Origin of the sequence: Acinetobacter sp. HA, from assembly GCF_000264725.1 — a bacterium.
In the GTDB taxonomy this organism is placed as follows: Bacteria; Pseudomonadota; Gammaproteobacteria; order Pseudomonadales; family Moraxellaceae; genus Acinetobacter; species Acinetobacter schindleri.
Map to the genome: position 1 here is coordinate 39,688 of NZ_AJXD01000096.1, position 17,337 is coordinate 57,024.

18 protein-coding genes are annotated in these 17,337 nt (G+C 45.0%); 7 read left to right on the plus strand and 11 right to left on the minus strand.

Annotation, left to right across the window (positions count from 1 at the left end):
- The 6 genes from HADU_RS13105 to HADU_RS13130 all read left to right on the plus strand — a co-directional run bounded on the left by HADU_RS13105 (nucleotide 1) and on the right by HADU_RS13130 (nucleotide 7,479).
- On the plus strand, nucleotides 1-3,138 hold the full coding sequence (locus HADU_RS13105; RefSeq protein ID WP_008306994.1) for an efflux RND transporter permease subunit: 3,138 nt from the start codon (nucleotides 1-3) through the stop codon (nucleotides 3,136-3,138).
- 132 nt (nucleotides 3,139-3,270) lie between these two features.
- Entirely contained in the window at nucleotides 3,271-3,648 is a 378-nt protein-coding gene (locus HADU_RS13110) for a hypothetical protein (protein WP_004814094.1), read from the plus strand.
- A gap of 105 nt (nucleotides 3,649-3,753) precedes the next feature.
- The gene (gene dnaJ, locus HADU_RS13115) at nucleotides 3,754-4,866 is read left to right on the plus strand and encodes a molecular chaperone DnaJ (RefSeq protein WP_004895889.1); all 1,113 of its coding nucleotides are present in this window, start codon (nucleotides 3,754-3,756) and stop codon (nucleotides 4,864-4,866) included.
- A 297-nt stretch (nucleotides 4,867-5,163) separates the two neighbouring features.
- A complete protein-coding gene (locus tag HADU_RS13120; RefSeq protein WP_004814100.1) occupies nucleotides 5,164-5,637 on the plus strand; it encodes a Dps family protein in 474 nt (157 codons plus the stop codon).
- 313 nt (nucleotides 5,638-5,950) lie between these two features.
- A complete protein-coding gene (dapB, locus tag HADU_RS13125) occupies nucleotides 5,951-6,772 on the plus strand; it encodes a 4-hydroxy-tetrahydrodipicolinate reductase (protein WP_008307000.1) in 822 nt (273 codons plus the stop codon).
- A gap of 62 nt (nucleotides 6,773-6,834) precedes the next feature.
- Nucleotides 6,835-7,479, plus strand: coding sequence for a hypothetical protein (locus HADU_RS13130; RefSeq protein ID WP_034592976.1), 645 nt, complete (start codon nucleotides 6,835-6,837; stop codon nucleotides 7,477-7,479).
- A gap of 23 nt (nucleotides 7,480-7,502) precedes the next feature.
- On the opposite strand, the gene HADU_RS13135 is transcribed toward HADU_RS13130, so the two are convergent.
- A complete protein-coding gene (locus HADU_RS13135) occupies nucleotides 7,503-8,564 on the minus strand; it encodes an RNA-guided endonuclease InsQ/TnpB family protein (RefSeq protein ID WP_034592995.1) in 1,062 nt (353 codons plus the stop codon).
- Between the two features lie 20 nt (nucleotides 8,565-8,584).
- Here HADU_RS13135 and tnpA point away from each other — a divergent pair, with 20 nt between their 5' ends.
- Entirely contained in the window at nucleotides 8,585-8,998 is a 414-nt protein-coding gene (gene tnpA / locus HADU_RS13140) for an IS200/IS605 family transposase (protein WP_004782114.1), read from the plus strand.
- A 115-nt stretch (nucleotides 8,999-9,113) separates the two neighbouring features.
- Here the strand turns inward: tnpA and ahr are convergent, their stop codons facing one another.
- The 10 genes from ahr to HADU_RS13190 all read right to left on the minus strand — a co-directional run bounded on the left by ahr (nucleotide 9,114) and on the right by HADU_RS13190 (nucleotide 17,231).
- On the minus strand, nucleotides 9,114-10,136 hold the full coding sequence (gene ahr / locus HADU_RS13145; RefSeq protein ID WP_008307005.1) for an NADPH-dependent aldehyde reductase Ahr: 1,023 nt from the start codon (nucleotides 10,134-10,136) through the stop codon (nucleotides 9,114-9,116).
- 11 nt (nucleotides 10,137-10,147) lie between these two features.
- Entirely contained in the window at nucleotides 10,148-10,723 is a 576-nt protein-coding gene (locus tag HADU_RS13150; protein WP_008307007.1) for a DNA-3-methyladenine glycosylase I, read from the minus strand.
- 16 nt (nucleotides 10,724-10,739) lie between these two features.
- Complete coding sequence (locus HADU_RS13155; RefSeq protein WP_008307008.1) at nucleotides 10,740-10,985, minus strand: hypothetical protein; 246 nt, start codon at nucleotides 10,983-10,985, stop codon at nucleotides 10,740-10,742.
- A gap of 15 nt (nucleotides 10,986-11,000) precedes the next feature.
- Nucleotides 11,001-11,504: a M23 family metallopeptidase gene (locus HADU_RS13160; RefSeq protein ID WP_376746327.1), complete on the minus strand. Its 504-nt coding sequence runs from the start codon at nucleotides 11,502-11,504 to the stop codon at nucleotides 11,001-11,003.
- 109 nt (nucleotides 11,505-11,613) lie between these two features.
- A complete protein-coding gene (gene mutY / locus HADU_RS13165) occupies nucleotides 11,614-12,642 on the minus strand; it encodes an A/G-specific adenine glycosylase (RefSeq protein WP_008307012.1) in 1,029 nt (342 codons plus the stop codon).
- A 158-nt stretch (nucleotides 12,643-12,800) separates the two neighbouring features.
- Complete coding sequence (locus tag HADU_RS13170; RefSeq protein WP_264653531.1) at nucleotides 12,801-13,205, minus strand: HIT family protein; 405 nt, start codon at nucleotides 13,203-13,205, stop codon at nucleotides 12,801-12,803.
- 36 nt (nucleotides 13,206-13,241) lie between these two features.
- Entirely contained in the window at nucleotides 13,242-14,000 is a 759-nt protein-coding gene (locus HADU_RS13175) for a dienelactone hydrolase family protein (RefSeq protein ID WP_264653532.1), read from the minus strand.
- 116 nt (nucleotides 14,001-14,116) lie between these two features.
- On the minus strand, nucleotides 14,117-14,806 hold the full coding sequence (locus tag HADU_RS13180) for an FKBP-type peptidyl-prolyl cis-trans isomerase (protein WP_008307019.1): 690 nt from the start codon (nucleotides 14,804-14,806) through the stop codon (nucleotides 14,117-14,119).
- A 49-nt stretch (nucleotides 14,807-14,855) separates the two neighbouring features.
- Nucleotides 14,856-15,560, minus strand: coding sequence for an FKBP-type peptidyl-prolyl cis-trans isomerase (locus tag HADU_RS13185; RefSeq protein ID WP_005220396.1), 705 nt, complete (start codon nucleotides 15,558-15,560; stop codon nucleotides 14,856-14,858).
- A 228-nt stretch (nucleotides 15,561-15,788) separates the two neighbouring features.
- On the minus strand, nucleotides 15,789-17,231 hold the full coding sequence (locus HADU_RS13190; protein ID WP_008307022.1) for a capsule assembly Wzi family protein: 1,443 nt from the start codon (nucleotides 17,229-17,231) through the stop codon (nucleotides 15,789-15,791).
- Nucleotides 17,232-17,337 lie beyond the last annotated feature (106 nt).

Here is a 17,337-nt window from a genome sequence, read left to right on the forward strand (position 1 = left end):
ATGAATTTTAACCTTTCCGAATGGGCCCTGAAAAATAAGGGTCTGGTGCTGTACTTCATGATTCTGCTCGGTCTGGTCGGCATCATGTCCTATTCCAAACTGTCACAGAGCGAAGATCCACCTTTTACCTTTAAGGTGATGGTGGTCCAGACCTACTGGCCGGGGGCCAGTGCACAGGAAGTTTCCCTGCAGGTCACGGACCGGATTGAAAAGGAGCTGATGACCACGGGACAGTATGAACGCATTATGGCGTACTCACGTCCAGGGGAATCTTTGGTGACCTTTATTGCCAAAGACAGTTTACGCTCCAAAGATATTCCTGATGTTTGGTATCAGGTGCGCAAAAAAGTCAATGATATCCGGCATGAACTGCCACAAGGCGTGCAAGGTCCGTTCTTTAACGATGAATTCGGCGATACCTTCGGCAATATCTATGTGCTGAAAGGCAAAGATTTCGACTACGCGACACTCAAAGAATATGCCGACCGTCTGCAACTGCAATTGCAGCGTGTCAAAGATGTTGCCAAAGTTGAGCTGATTGGCCTGCAAGACCAGAAAATCTGGATTGAGATTTCTAATACCAAAGCTGCACAGCTGGGTATTCCAGTCACTGCCATTCAGCAATCGCTACAACAGCAAAATGCTATGAGCAATGCCGGTTTCTTTGAAACTGACACAGACCGGATTCAGGTTCGGGTCAGCGGTGCATTGCAGACTGTAGAAGAGCTACAGCAGATGCCACTGTATGTGAATGGTAAAACCATCCAGCTCGGCGATGTCGCAGAGGTCTATCGCGGCTTTACCGATCCCGCCCAGCCACGTATGCGTTTTATGGGGGAAAACGGTATTGGTATTGCGGTATCGATGCGTAAGGGTGGGGACATCATTGCCTTGGGTAAACATCTGGAACAGGAATTTGCCCGCCTGCAGAAATCCCTGCCTCTGGGGATGGACCTGCAAAAAGTATCGGATCAGCCGGTGGCGGTCAAACGCAGTATCAACGAGTTTATGAAGGTGCTGGCGGAAGCGGTGATTATCGTGCTTCTGGTCAGCTTCTTCTCTCTCGGTTTCCGTCCGGGTCTGGTGGTGGCTTTTTCGATTCCTTTGGTGCTGGCGATGACCTTTGCCGGGATGCAGCTATTTGATGTCGGTCTGCACAAGATTTCCCTAGGTGCACTGATTCTGGCACTTGGCCTGCTGGTCGATGATGCCATTATTGCCATTGAGATGATGGCGATCAAAATGGAACAGGGCTATAGCCGGCTGGAAGCTGCCGGGCATGCCTGGCGTACCACGGCATTTCCGATGTTGACCGGAACCCTGATTACGGCAGCTGGCTTCCTGCCAATTGCGACTGCTGCATCCAGCACTGGGGAATATACCCGTTCTATCTTTCAGGTGGTGACCCTGGCCTTGCTGGTGTCCTGGATTGCTGCGGTGCTGTTTGTCCCTTATCTGGGTGACAAACTCCTGCCGGATTTTAATAAAGACCTGATCCAGAAAGCACCTTGGTATCAGCGCCTCTGGGCACGTCTGCGCAAGCAGCCTGAACCAGAGCCGATTGTGCATCATGCGGGGGAGCATCATGATCCTTATCAAACCCGGTTCTATCAGGGTTTTAGACGCTGGGTAAATACCTGTGTCACTTATCGCAAGACCGTGATTGCGTTGACTGTAGGAATTTTTGTCCTGTCGATCATCATGTTTAAATTGGTACCGCAACAGTTCTTTCCACCCTCCAATCGGGCGGAGATCCTGGTCGATCTGAAACTAGAAGAGGGGGCTTCACTGAAAGCCACCGAAGCTGCTGTGAAAAAAGTCGAAGCTTTCCTGTCTAAACAGGAGGGCATTGATAATTACGTGGTTTACGTCGGCACCGGTTCACCGCGTTTCTATTTGCCACTTGATCAGCAATTGCCTCAAACCAGCTTTGCCCAGTTTGTGGTACTGGCCTCTTCCCTGGAAGATCGCAATGAAATCCGTGAATCTTTAAGCAAGCAGATTCGTCTGCTGTTACCTGAAGTACGTACTCGTGTATCCTTGCTGGAAAATGGTCCACCAGTCGGCTATCCACTTCAATTCCGGGTGTCGGGTGAAGACTTGGCACTGGTACGCAGCTGGGCACAAAAAGTCGCTGCCAAGGTAGCTGAAAACCAGAACACCACCAATGTGCATCTGGACTGGGGCGAGCCAAGTAAAGTGATCAAATTAGACATTGATCAGGACCGTGCCCGTCAGATGGGTGTGAGCAGTAGTGATCTGGCCAATTTCCTGAACAGCTCCATTGCAGGCGCGGGACTGGATCAGTTCCGGGAAAAACGTGAGCTGATTGAAATCCGTCTGCGTGGTGAGCAGGCTGAACGTGTCGATGTGGCATCTTTAAGCAGTCTGGCGGTACCCACTGCACGTGGTAACTTTGTGCCCTTGGCGCAGATTGCCAATATTGAATACAGCTTTGAAGAGGGACTAATCTGGCATCGTAACCGTTTGCCGACGATTACCGTACGTGCGGATATCCGTAGCAATTTACAACCAGCCACCGTGGTCAATCAGCTTGCTCCTGTCTTGGAGAGCATTAAAGCTCAATTACCAAGTGGCTACTTGATTGAGGTAGGCGGAACCGTAGAGGAATCAGCACGTGGTCAGACCTCTGTGAATGCCGGTATGCCATTGTTCCTGGCAGTGGTTCTGACCCTGCTGATGATCCAGCTAAGAAGTATGTCACGGACCTTTATTGTGTTCCTGACCGCCCCACTGGGCATCATTGGCGTGGTACTCTTTCTGTTATTGTTTAATAAACCGTTTGGTTTCGTCGCCATGCTGGGTACGATTGCACTCTCAGGCATGATCATGCGTAATTCCCTGATTCTGATTGATCAAATTGAACAGGATATTCAGGCTGGGGAATCACAATGGGATGCCATCATCAATGCCACGGTACGCCGTTGCCGTCCAATTGTATTGACTGCCTTGGCTGCTGTACTGGCCATGATTCCACTTTCACGTAGCATTTTCTTCGGTCCCATGGCAGTTGCTATCATGGGCGGACTGATTGTGGCGACACTGTTAACCCTGTTTTTCCTGCCGGCCTTGTATGCGCAATGGTTTAAGGTAAAGAAAACTTCGCGATCGGTCTAAAACTGTCTTAAAATCAGGTGCGAAATATTAAATTTTTTAATATAGTAGTGCCTGATAATTTTACAATTTTAAAAAATGCGAAGTTGCCGTTTTTCCCGTGTTGCAGAAACGGGCAACGAGGTTGAAAGAGACATGAATCAAAAAAGTTTAACTCAAATGCGGCGCTCTGTAGCCATTGCATATGTGTTCATGTTTTTAGCCTCTTTTACCGTGATTTTTGGAATTTTTTCTTATTGGTTAGCACGCAAAGTCGCTCAGGTCGACTATGCAGAAGTCTGGCTACAGGCACAAGCGCTGTGGATCATGCGTAATGTGGTAATCTATACCATGCTGGCTGTTTTTGCAGCCCTCTGGTTCATTCCACTCTTTTTCCATGCCTGGGACAGCATGTTATGGGTGAAAGCCTGCACGGTCGCTGGCGTCGTATTCAGCTTTATTGCGTTTATTTTCATGATTAATGCCTGGTTCAAGGGCGTTTCCAAATTCTATCAAAGCAAAGCTGTTTTCTAGGCTTTCGATTTTTTTTCATATTCCCCCTTGTAAAAACTGGTTTGACCCCCAATTTCAGACCACAGTTAAGTATTAAATAAAATTCCGTGAGGAGCATCGCCAGACATGGCTAAACGTGATTATTATGAGGTTTTGGGTGTTGCTAAAACCGCTAGTGATGATGAGATTAAAAAAGCCTACCGTAAGTTGGCGATGAAATATCATCCAGACCGCAACCCTGACAATCCAGAAGCTGAAGAAAAGTTCAAGGAAGCTTCAGAAGCTTATGAAGTACTGTCTGACAGCGAAAAGCGCAGCATGTACGACCGCATGGGCCATCAGGCCTTTGAAGGTGGTATGGGCGGCGGCGGTGGCTTCGGCGGTGGTTTTAGCGCAGAAGATATTTTCAGCCAGTTCGGTGACATCTTTGGTGGGGCATTTGGTGGTGGTCGTCAGCAACAACGTGCGCGCCGTGGTTCTGACTTACGTTATGTCATGGAACTGAGCCTGGAAGAAGCAGTCAAAGGCGTCAAGAAAACTATTACTTTCACTGCACCTGCACCATGTGATGCCTGTGATGGTAAAGGTTCCAAAAATCCGAATGATGTGGAAACTTGTCCGACCTGTCATGGTGCAGGCCAGGTACGTATGCAGCAGGGCTTCTTCTCTGTACAGCAAACCTGTAGCACCTGTCGTGGTCAAGGCAAGATCATCAAGAATCCATGTAATAAATGTCATGGTTCGGGCGTATCTGATCGTCAGCAAACCCTGGAAGTTACCATTCCAGCGGGTGTGGACAATGGCGACCGCGTACGTTTAACCGGTAAGGGTGAAGCGATTCGTGATGGTCAATCAGGCGATCTGTACGTAGAAGTAGTGGTGCGTGAGCACGAGATCTTCCAGCGTGATGGTGCTGACCTGTATATGGATGTGCCTGTTTCAATTGCTGATGCTGCATTGGGTAAAGAGATTGAAATCCCAACCCTGGATGGCCGTGTCAGCCTGAAAATCCCGGAAGGTACGCAAACCGGTAAATTATTCCGTTTACGTGGTAAGGGTGTAAAACCTGTTCGTACCAGCATGACTGGTGACCTGTTATGCCGGATTGTGGTTGAAACACCGGTAAACCTGACTGCACGTCAGCGTGAATTGTTGAAAGAGCTGCAAGCATCAATGGATGGGGAAGGTAGCCAATCTTCACCGAAGAAAAAATCATTCTTTGATCGTCTGTTTGACTAATTGAATGAAAATAAAAAAGGATGCTCAGGCGTCCTTTTTTATATCTTAGCTTTATAGTCCACCGATTTTTAAAGAGAAAAAATTGGTATCTTCCTCAGGTTTCTGTATAAGTTTACTGCTCAGTAAAGCTCCTGTCATACCTTACATTCCTGTGGCTTGAACTTACTCTTTTATTTCAACAAAGCTAACATAAATGATACTGATCTCATCTTTTGCAATTTGCTGAAGTAGCTAAACTGATTATAAGAATAAAGAAGTTGATCACGCATAATTTTTTTAAAATTTAAGGTAACCGAGATGATAAAAGTAAATATTGGTATTTCAGCCGAAGACAGAGCGGAAATTGTAGAAGGTCTATCCAGACTACTTGCCGATAGCTACACCTTATATTTAATGACCCATAACTTTCACTGGAATGTCACCGGCCCGCAATTTAATACTCTACATAACATGTTTATGCAGCAATATACCGAACAGTGGAATGCTTTAGACATTATTGCAGAACGGATCCGTTCTTTGGGCTTTCCGACGCCAGGAACCTATCAGCAGTTTGCAAAGCTGACTTCTATTGAGGAAATTGAAGGTGTTCCTAAAGCGGAGGAAATGATTCGCTTACTGGTCAATGCCCATGAGACGGTTGCCCGTACCGCAAGAAGCATGTTTGACATTGTAGACAAGGCAAATGACCAGCCAACTGCAGATATCCTGACTCAACGTCTGAATGTACACGAGAAAACAGCCTGGATGTTAAGAAGTCTGTTAGAAGAGTAAATCTTTCAGATATTCAAAGCTGAATTTTTAGTTTTCTATTTTCAAGGTATTGCTCTCATACAACTGGCCCATGGTGATCCTATGGGCTTTTTATATTTTTAATCCTGAGCTCATCGTGTATACAGGAAAAACAGCTTGCCCAATATTTTATAGAAAGCCGACTCTTTAAAATTTAATTAAACATTTCCTGCATATCAAAAACGCTCATGATCTTCTTTAATTCTTTTCATTGATTTTTATGCGATCAATCTTAGTGTTAGGAGCGAGTTTTGCTATAGTAAGAACAATTTCGAATCAATATCAGGACTATGTTATGTCAGCGACACCACGCATTGGAATTTTAGGTGCAGGCGGCCGTATGGGACGCATCCTTATTCAGGCAGTGAAAGAAGCCGGCTATCAATTGGGCGCAGCAGTTGAACGCCCAGAAAGTACTTTAATTGGTACAGATGCAGGTGAAATGGCAGGTATTGGTGTAGTTGGTGTAAAAGTCGTGGGTAGCCTTGAAGAAGTGGTGAAAGACTGTGATGTGGTCATTGACTTCACTGCACCTGCAGCCACTATACATCACCTTAAAGTGTGCCGTGAAAATGGCGTGGCCATCGTGATTGGTACCACGGGTCTCAACGACGAACAAAAAGCTTACCTCGATGAGTCTGCAACTGAAACCCCTGTGGTCTACGCTGCCAACTATTCAGTGGGTGTAAACGTGTCAATTAAACTACTAGAGCTAGCATCTAAAGTATTTGGTGATACCGTTGATATTGAAGTGATTGAAGCGCACCATCGTCATAAAGTGGATGCACCATCAGGTACAGCACTGATGTGGGGTGAGGCAATTGCAGGTGCACTCGGCCGTGATCTGAAAAAAGATGCAGTCTATCACCGTGAAGGCCATACAGGTCCACGTGAGCGCCAAAGTATCGGCTTCCAAACGATTCGTGGTGGTGATATTGTGGGTGAACATACAGCGATGTTTATTGCCGATGGTGAACGCGTTGAAATTACCCATAAAGCCACTAACCGCATGAACTTCGCTTCAGGTGCAGTACGTGCCGCAGCTTGGGTAGTTGGTCGCGATGCGCGCAAATATGACATGAAAGATGTACTTGGTTTTAACGATATTCAAGTTTAAATTTTCGTCAAAATCATTTATAAGTATAAGAATAACTAAAACTAAAATAAGACGACAATGAAATGAAAAAAGTCATACTCATGATCTGTGCTGTGGCATTTGCCGCCGCAGCACAGCCTAAATCTGTACCAAATGCCAAACTCAGTATTAATAAAAATAATATCAAGGTCTGGACCTATCAAGACAAGAATAATCCGGTTTTTCTGTATAAAGCTGAAACGACCTATGATGTACCGATAGAACAGGCAGTACACCTGATTATTGATGTCGATAATGCAGTAAAATGGGTGCCTTATATGGGCAATGTGAAGCTACTCTCCCGGGATGACAAAAAGGGGGATTTTACCTTGTATATGGTACTGGATTTTCCGTTTCCGCTGAAAGACCGGGACTTAGTGGTACAAGGGAAGATGATCCGTGAAGCCAATGGCCAGATCACGATTAAGAACAAAGCCATTCAAAAGGGCTATCCACTGAATCCGGATTATGTACGCTTGACCCATTATGAAGGTGATTGGACTTTTAACCGTTTAGGCGAGAAAAAGGTCAAGGTCTCTACTTATGGTTATGCCAATCCTGAAGGCTCTATCCCGCTGACTTTTGTAAATATGTTTGTACAGCAGCAGCCTTATCAGATGTTGCAAAAAATGAAGCTGGAACTGAATAAATCCTCGACAGTTCCGGTATTGCCAGAAGCGCTGCGTTAGTCAGTCTTGACATCCTCACCCACCTAAAGGAGGGTGATTCCTACTGCTAGACGCTCATGCCCGAGCGCAAGAATGTTTAGAGCTGAGTTTTTATCTCTATCGTGAGCTGTACCGCAACTTACGCACTCCCATTCTCTTATTCCAAGACCCGTCCTACCTTTCGGACTACTTGAGGTGATCTCACCACAGCACGAACAGATTTGGGTGGTATAGGCTTCATTGACTTCCTCAAACAATACCCCTGCGTTCTCGCATTTATACTTGAGCAATGTTTTTAGTGCCGAAAACCCTGTATCTAAAACAGACTTTGCCATTTTAGTTTTGACTAGTTTCCTGGCACTTAAGTCACCCACAACAATTAGTGCATTGTTTTTTACAAGCATGGTGCTTGCTTTGTGCAAATGATCTTTACGACAATTTGCAATCTTAGCGTGTAATGCACGAACACGCTTTTTATTCCTTGATCGTTGAGCAATCCCTAATTTCTGTTCGTACTTCCGATAGAATTTAGGGTTTGTGATTACTGCGCCATCAGAGCAGGTGGCAATATCTTTTAAACCTAAATCAATGCCTATGGCTTTGGTTGCTATTGGTTTTTCTTGTTTAGGTGATTCAACCACGAGGCACACATACCAGCGCCCACGACTATCTTCAACAAATGAGCCAGTTTTAACCTTGTATTTGCCTATACCATAACTGTCCCATAAGTTGAATTTAGTTTTCCCGTACTCAACCCAGCCATCGGCATACTTGAATCCTGATTTTTTAAATGGTATCCAACCCAAAGATCGTCTTGCTGATTTTTTGTTGCTTACACGCCATTTCAGCTTTGCTTTTTTAAATTGCTTTCTTCGGGTAATAAGTTCTTCTGTAATGGCTTGAACAGTTTGACTATGCAGGTTGCATTCCTTAGAAGTACCTTTGGTGTATTCTGCAATATCGTATGCCGATAGAAATTCACCCTTACGCTTGAGATGTTTAAATCCTAAATCATTCACATAATTCCAAACAAAATTCACCTCAGATGCTAATTGGTCTAGCACCTTGCAATGTTTGTTTCTTATACGTAACTTAAGTGTTTTCATCATTAGAATATATTTAGTCTATGAACAATAGTCAAGAAATTAGAACAGGTCGTCACTGTGTTTTTAATATGCACGTTCACTTGGTATTTGTGGCGAAATATCGTAGAGATGTTTTCACCAATGCCATGCTTGAAACGATGCGTGAAGTATTTGAACGTGTCTGCTTAGACTTTGAAGCTGAATTGATAGAATTTGACGGTGAACATGATCATGTACATTTGCTCGTCAATTATCCACCTAAAGTCGCCATTTCTAGTTTAGTGAATAGCTTAAAAGGTGCGTCTAGTCGCATTCTACGAACTAAGCATCCTGAAATTAAGAGCAAATTATGGGGCAATGCCCTGTGGTCTCCAAGTTACTTCGCTGCGTCATGCGGAGGTGCGCCAATCGGAATTATTAAACACTATATTCAGCAACAGCAAACACCGCATTAATGGCTTACGCCAGTCGCTTATATCCTCGGGCTGAACCCCGAAGTTTTACGCTCCAACGGATAAAAATCTGCCCGACTATCGCAGAAGGGCAGATGAGTGTATTCAAATCAACAATTTAAAAATCTGCTTTTAACACGATACGGTAACGGGCCTTGCCAGAATGCAGGCGTTCAATCGCTGTATTGATATCTGACATTGGAAATAATTCAATTTGTGGCGCAATATTTTTACGCGCGGCAAATTTCAGTAACTGACGTAAAGCTGCTGGAGAACCTGTCGGTGAACCAGTCACGGATTTGGCACCGCCAATTAATGAGCCAGCCGAAATCTGCATCGGCTCTAAAGGTAAGCCCAGCATATGCACGGTACCATTCGGTGCCAGTGTCGCCAGATAAGCCTGCCAGTCCAACGTGACATTCACGGTACTGAGCAGTAAATCGAATTTACCACGCAGTTTTTTAATCGCTGCCGGATCACGGCTGTTCACCACATGATCCGCACCCATGGCTTTGAGCTCATCGGTTTTATCCAGGTTGGAGGTAAAAGCAGTAATCTCACAGCCCCAAGCTTTGAGCAATTTAATGGCGATATGCCCTAAACCGCCAATGCCAATAACCCCGACATGGTGAATGGCCTGAATCTGATGTTTCAGAATCGGATCAAATACGGTAATACCACCACAGAGCAGAGGACCGGCACTGGTCGGATCCAGATCTTCCGGTAGAGGAATTGCCCATTGCCAGCCAGCACGGACTTTATCGGCGAACCCACCGGCATGACCCACAATTGTGGCCACCTGACCGCCAGTACACATGACCTGTTGACCTGAAATACACGGGTCACAATGCTGGCAACTTTCTGCTGTCCAGCCAATGCCGACGCGCTGACCAACCTTTAAACCTTTGGCTTCCGAACCCAGTTGTGTGATTGTGCCAATAATTTCATGGCCGGCTACAACAGGATAGACTGAAGATCCCCAGTCATTATTGAGCACTGAAATATCGGAATGGCATAGGCCACAATATTCAACTTTGACTTCGACCTGATGTGGCTGAAGTTCACCTGCATCAAATTGATAAGGCTCTAGTGCTGCACCTGCAGACATTGCGGCATAGGCTTGAATGGTATTATTAGACATGGGCTCAGCTCTTATTTGAATGAGAGGATCTTGTTTTTAAAGTGACAGTGATTTTCATGGTCATCGACCATGCCCACTGCCTGCATAAAGGCATAACAAATCGTTGGACCAACAAATCTGAAACCGGCTTTCTTCAAGGCTTTGGACATGTGCTGACTTTCAGCAGTTTGCGCCGGAGCCTGACGATAATTTGCTACATCATTATTTAAACGCGGCTGCCAGGCAAAAGACCATAACCATTCGACCACATCATGACCTTGAGATTTCAGCTGTTGCCAGGCTCGGGCATTATCCCGAATTGCGGTCAGTTTACCGATATGCCGGATCAGACTAGCATCTTGCAGTTTTGCTGTGAGTTGCTCATCTGTAAAGGCAGCAATGGTTGCAATAGAATATTGAAAGAAATGTTCACGGTATGCTTCACGCTTTTTCAGGACCGTGATCCAGGCCAATCCTGCTTGCTGTCCTTCCAGACACAGCATTTCAAACAGACGCGGTTCATCCAGAATAACCTGTCCCCATTCTTGGTCATGATATTGAATATAAAGAGAATTATCGGAGCACCAGCCACAGCGTTGAATGGTCATGTAATGCTCCTTATTTTTAGAGTTTAAATGTGGTCCATTGATCTTGCTGGTTATCCCAGTAAGACAACTCTGCCTGCTCCAGATCACTAAACTGGATCCAGGCATCTTTGCCGCTCTTATCGGCATAACCGGTACTGATCAGAAGTGCATCTTCGGTGATTTCCATAATCCAGCCCTGATAAGTCTGGTCATTGAGCACGATTTTTTGTTGATTGCCTGACTCAGCAAATTCTACCAGACGGTTGATCAACGCTTCTGACATGTACATTTCCTAAAATTAACGTAAATATGGATAGGGATTTACCGCACCACGGCCTTTACCCTGCAGATAAAGCCCATAATGCAGGTGAGGCGCAGTATGCCGTGCATTACCGCTATTGCCAACATAGCCAATCACCTGACCTTTTTTGACATAGTCCCCGACACTCAAGCCGCGCTTATGCCCGTCGAGATGCGCATAATAATGCCAGGTTCCACCCGGGCCGAGTATCCAGATCACTTTACCACCCAAATTGTTATTGCGTAAGTCTGCAATCAGGCCCTCCGTCGCACTCAGAACCTTGGTTCCACGTGGAGCCATAATGTCGATACCTTCATGCAGGCGGCCACTGCTGCGGGAAGCTCCCCAGGTATCCTTGAGCTGGCGTGTCTTAATGTTATCTACCGGGATCGGCAGCCGGGAGGGCATTGTTGTATTCCTCAGTTGCTGCACCAGAATCGGATTTAGTACTGCAGAACCCGGCTGTTTGGGAGTAGAGCTACACGCTGCCAATAGCAGCATCAAAACAGAAATAATGGCAAAACGAATATTGTGCTGCAAAGCATCCTTCCTTGTGCGCCTGTATCAAATTCAAAATTATTAAGTTAAAAATCTCGTATTTCTAAATATGTCACAGTTGAGTTGCAGAGATCAATTTTTTCATTGCTGTGGGGATGCCGGCCTGAACTGCCGCGGTTGGCTCCAGCCAGATGCCATTCAGTTCAATAGCTAAATGCTCTTGCAGATCAGCATCAATGACAAATACCAGACCTTCCAGTTGCCAGGTAAAATGGGTAAAACTATGCGAAATTTCGACTTTTTGTATGAACTGTTTTAAGCCTAGACTCTGTTTTAATATATCCAGTTCATGTACTTCTTCGATAATCGGCAAGCACCACAGACCACCCCAAAGTCCAGTATTAGGACGTTGCTGCCACAGCCATTGATCACCACATTGTAAGATCAGTACCTGGGCAGATTTCACCGGTACTGGTTTTTTAGCTTTCTTAAAAGGCAGCTCGTTTTCTAAGCCTTGTTGATGTGCCTGGCAATGCTGTTGCATCGGACAATACAGACACAGCGGTTTCTTGGGCGTACAAACTGTGGCTCCCAGATCCATAATTGCCTGGGTATAGTCATGATTACGCTCGTGAGGACATAGCTCTTCAGCCAGTTGCCACATGGCACGTTCATGAATGGGCTTAGACAGATCATCTTCAATGGCAAAGAAACGCGACAAAACCCGTTTGACATTACCATCCATAATCACGCCATATTTACGTAGCCCTAAAGACATCAATGCACCAGCCGTCGAGCGGCCAATACCCGGCAGGGCAATCCATTCTTCCAGGGTTTCAGGAAAATGACCTTGCTTAGCTACAATTCCAGCTGCTTTATGCAGATTACGTGCCCGGGCATAATAGCCAAGTCCAGCCCAGTAGGGGGCAACTTCATCCCAGGTCGCGGTTCCCAAGTCCTGAACCGTAGGAAAGCGTGCAATAAAACGGTCAAAGTACTGTAATACCGTTTTGACCTGAGTCTGCTGCAGCATAATTTCAGAGACCCAGACTTTGTAGGGATCATCTGCTACCTGCCACGGCAAGTCATGCCGGCCATGAACATCAAACCATTCTAAAAGCGCATCTGAAAATACAAACATGAATACTGGACAAGGCAGGGAAACAGGAAGGCATTATAGCGGATTCAGCTAAAGGAATCGGTGAAAAGTGTATCAAGGTAAATAGGCAGATCAGGCAATAAAAAAGTGAATGATCCGAAGTTCATTCACTCTGGTAAAACTTGAGCTAAAAACTGAATTTAGTCTTCAATTCCCCAACGGGCATCCAGTTTCAGCACTTTGCCTTCATAACGTGGAATAAGGTGAATATGCAGGTGTTCAGACTTTGCCTTAAATACCTCACCATCATTAAAACCTACATGGAAGCCAGATGGCTGATAACGTAAATTCAGTTCATTACGTGCCTGTTCCAGCAAAGACATCAAGCTTTTACGTTCCTTATCGGTAATTTCAAAAAAGGAAGCCACATGACGCAGTGGAACGATTACACTATGCCCTTGGGACAATGAATTCGGTTCAGGCAACACCACACCAAAGTCATTTTTGGCAATGACATCATATTCGTCATAGTTGCAGTATGGACAGTTGTTCTCAGCCATTTCATTCTCCTTATTTCTTCTTGAATAATCATTTTTTACACTAATCCGCTCCCCCTCAGAGTGAAGTAGCACAAATATTCTTTACGCCAGGCGACGTGCCAGCAGGGCATACATTGCCTCAAGGCTCTGTTTTTCTGCTTCAGCATTGTAACCAAGGTCTACACCATTGGCTTTGGCCCGTTCATCGGCAAGCGGGTTGCTAAAGCCATGTTTGGCCTCTTTGAAAATGATCACGTCGTGTTTCACATTGGCGGCCTGCATTTCCTTACAGAAACTTTCAACATCATCTAGTGAAACCATGCTGTCCTGTTCACCGTGCAGGACAAGAATTTCAGCCTGAACCTGACCTTCTTGAGCAGGTGCTTTGGGTGACAGATTGGCATGGAAAGTTGCCACTGCCTGCAATGGGGCATTAGAACGCGCCAGATCGAGTGCGACTTTACCGCCATAACAGAAACCGATTGCGGCCAGTTTATCTGCATCAACTTCATCTTGTGCCGCGAGGGTATTCAGGGCAGCAGTAGCACGGTTCACAATCGTATCGGGATCTTCAAAAGTCTGCATCATCCATTCATAGGCTTGATTCGATGCCGTAGTGACTTTTTTATCGCCATACATATCAATCGCCAAGGCAGCATAGCCGTGTTCAGCCAGTTCACGGGCACGCTGTTCGGTATAGTCATTACGCCCCCACCATTCAGGTGCCACAATTACACCTGGAACAGGCGTATCGGATTCAGGCGCTGCAAAATAACCAATTAGCTGGCTGCCATCCTGCGCCGTATATTGAATCTCACGTGTCTTTATTGCTGCCATGGAAGTTCCTCTATTGTTGCTCAGTATTTGGATGAAAGTATAAACATAGCAAAAGCCAAACAGATGTCACAGGATTACAGCAGATTAATTTGTTCTTTTTAGTCAAAAAAAGGAGATATGCCCGGATATCTCCTTTTTGATTATTTCATGACTTCAATCAGTTCAATATCGAAGATCAAGGTGCTATTCGGTTCAATCACATCACCTGAACCAATTTGTCCATAAGCAAGTTCTGCGGGTATAAAGAAACGGTATTTGGCACCAGGTTTCATCAGTTGCAGACCTTCGGTCCAGCCCATAATCACCTGACTGGTCTTGAATACAACCGGCTGATTACGTGCAATTGAGCTGTCAAACACAGTACCATCAATCAGACGACCTTCATAATGTACTTTGACATTGCTGTTCGCATTTGGCGATTTTCCTTTGCCATCTTGCAAGATCTGGTATTGAAGTCCTGATTTAGTCGTTTTAATCTCTGGTTTTTTAGCATTTTCAGCCAGGAATTCACGGCCAATTTTGGCATTTTCTTCAGCTGTTTTCTTGAGCTCAATTAACTCGCGAGCATCTGCCTGACGCTTGTATTGCATCAGTACCTTGGCCATTTCTTCTTCAGTCAAGCTGGCTTTTTGCCCTGCTGCGGCAGCTTTCAGTCCAGCACTAAAAGCATCCAGATTGATACCTTTTAATGAATCGGCATTATTGCGACCCATAAGATAGCCAAAGCTGTAACCCACCTGTTCTGCTTCTGTACTTTTGGTGGTGATATCCTTGGCATATAAGCTACCGGAACATAACAGCAGGGCAGCAAGACTAATTTGTATTTTCATTCTAGTATCTCAAAAACAAGGGAGAGCATATTGCTCTCCCTAAACCGTATTATTTTACTTCGATGAGTTCAACATCAAAAATCAAGGTGCTGTTTGGCGGGATGGTACCTGGTACCCCTTGCTGACCATAACCGAGCTGAGATGGGATATATAAGGTGGCTTTGCCACCTTCTTTCATCAGCTGTAGACCTTCAGTCCAGCCTGGAATGACCTGATTCAGTGGGAATTCGATCGGTTCACCACGTTCTACTGAACTGTCAAATACCGTACCGTCAACCAGCTTGCCAGTATAGTGAACTTTGACCATAGAATCTGCAGCAGGTGATTTTCCTGTACCTTCTTTGGTTACCAGGTATTGCAGGCCTGAAGCGGTGGTCTTGACGCCAGGTTTTTTCCCATTTTCAGTCAGGAAAGAATCACTTGAAGCCTGAGCCTTTTTAGCATCATCAAGCTGCTTTTGCTGCATATCCTTCTGGAACTGCTCATAAGCTGCCTGTAGCTCTTCTTCATTATAGGCTGCCTCATTACGGGCATGGCCATCACGAACACCAGTAATGAAGCTATTGATATCCAGCTCTGGTGGAGTTTGATGTGCGACTTCATAACCGAGAGCATAGCTGATCTTAGAAACTGCAGATGCATCTTTAGATGCCTTAGAAGTTTGATTTACCGGATGTTGAGTTGCATAGTAAACAGGAACGAGCGCAGCACCGCCTAGAAGAACAGCGACAGCAATCGGTAAGGCCTTACTCATGTATTATTCCAATATGATGTTATCGTTAATGTTCGTTCCATCTTAGCAGAAATTTTTAAGAAATCTTGCAGAATGGGTGGTTTTTTAGCAAGCAAACATCGCCGTTTGGTAGAGTTTTATAAAATAAAAAACCAGCTATTGCTGGTTTTTTATTTTAGCTTTTAATCATTGTTCGAGAATGTCTAGCAACAATGATTGTCACAACTAAAAGTATCTTTTGAAAAGAACTTAGTAGGAAAATAAGCCTTTTTCTAAAGGAAATTCAATTCCAATCGATGCACCGCCATCATTACCATATAGGTCTGAATTACTGATCCAGCCATTTAATTTTAGTGGAATATCGGGACGTAGATAATGGGTCCAGCTCACATCAACAGCTTTTAAATTATCTTGCGCTGGAAAAGCTAAATTAGTAGTTCGGGTGGATTCATTCAACTTGGCAAACAGTACTCGTGCATTAACACGATTCAGGCGATCGAAACGAATATCACCACCCACAGAAATCATTTGCCCATCACCACCCATCGCATGCGCTAATGGATAACCATGCTGGTAAAAACCATCGGTATATACACTGTGATTATAAGAAATACCTTGGGCCTTGCCATTGGTGCGGGTGTCTGCCCATTCGGTATATAGCTGAAAAGGCATATTATTATAGCTAGAGGAATAATCGACTCCAGCCAAATACATTTTTTTGGCCGGTAAGCCGCCGGCTTCATCTTCACCAACATATTGTGCATACATTCCCATTGGGACTTGTAGCAATGGTTGTAGATTTAAGCGTGCATCAAAACCCGCAATTTGATTTGATGGATCATGTTCACCTGTGCCGCCATTGTCTTTATTCCCGACAAAAGCATCCCAAAGTGAGCTTAGGCTTTCAGGTCTTCCTTCTCCCCCCCATTGAATAGCTCGCGAAGCACCCAGCTCCAAATAAGGTAAAGGTTGCGCGGTGACACGTAAACCAATCAACTTAGCATCAGGTACAGCATCGTAGTTATCTAGTTGTCCGGCAAAGGCTTGATATTGCCAAGGTCCGATCCAGGATAGCCATTTATTTGCAAAAGCATGCTGTTCGGCACGCTGCGCAGTAATGCCATAGATTGGGCGGCTGGCATCACCCCGAATTAAGCTGCCATCATGGCCAGGTCCCCAGTAGGTCGGGATTTGCCCAGCAATTAGCCATTGATTCCATAGTTTACCTGCGAGGTAAGACCCTTCAACATTCACATCTTGATCATGATCAATCTGGGGATCTTTTTCTGCATTCACGCGAAGTCTAGCATCCCAATTCTGATTACCTGTATTCAACTCTATACCTGCTTGATATTGAGCTTTTTGCTGGTCACCAAAGGCTTGAGGAATATTTTTTTGATCTGTCTCTGCAAACAAGGATGCTTTGAGTAACTGGTTATTGGTATTTAAGTGAGCCATGACAGAATCAATGACTTTTTGTTGATTACTATTGCTAACTTTTGCCTGAGAAAGGGCACGTTGAATTTCATCACCACTCATTGGCCAGGTCGAAGTGCTGATTTGAATCACACCTTGCTGATTTAACCAGTTTAAATCGGTACGCAGGTTTTGCTCATTTAAAACGATGCCTTGCGCAAAGGTTAGTGAGGAGCTTAATGCCAAGCTGGCGAGCAGTGTTTTCGATTTAAACATTCTTGTAAATTCTCAGGAGTTTTAAACTGTAACCACGATAGGTTTTTTAGTTGATTTTTTCAACAATGATCATTTGGGATAAATGTAATAGAGGGTGATTTCACAC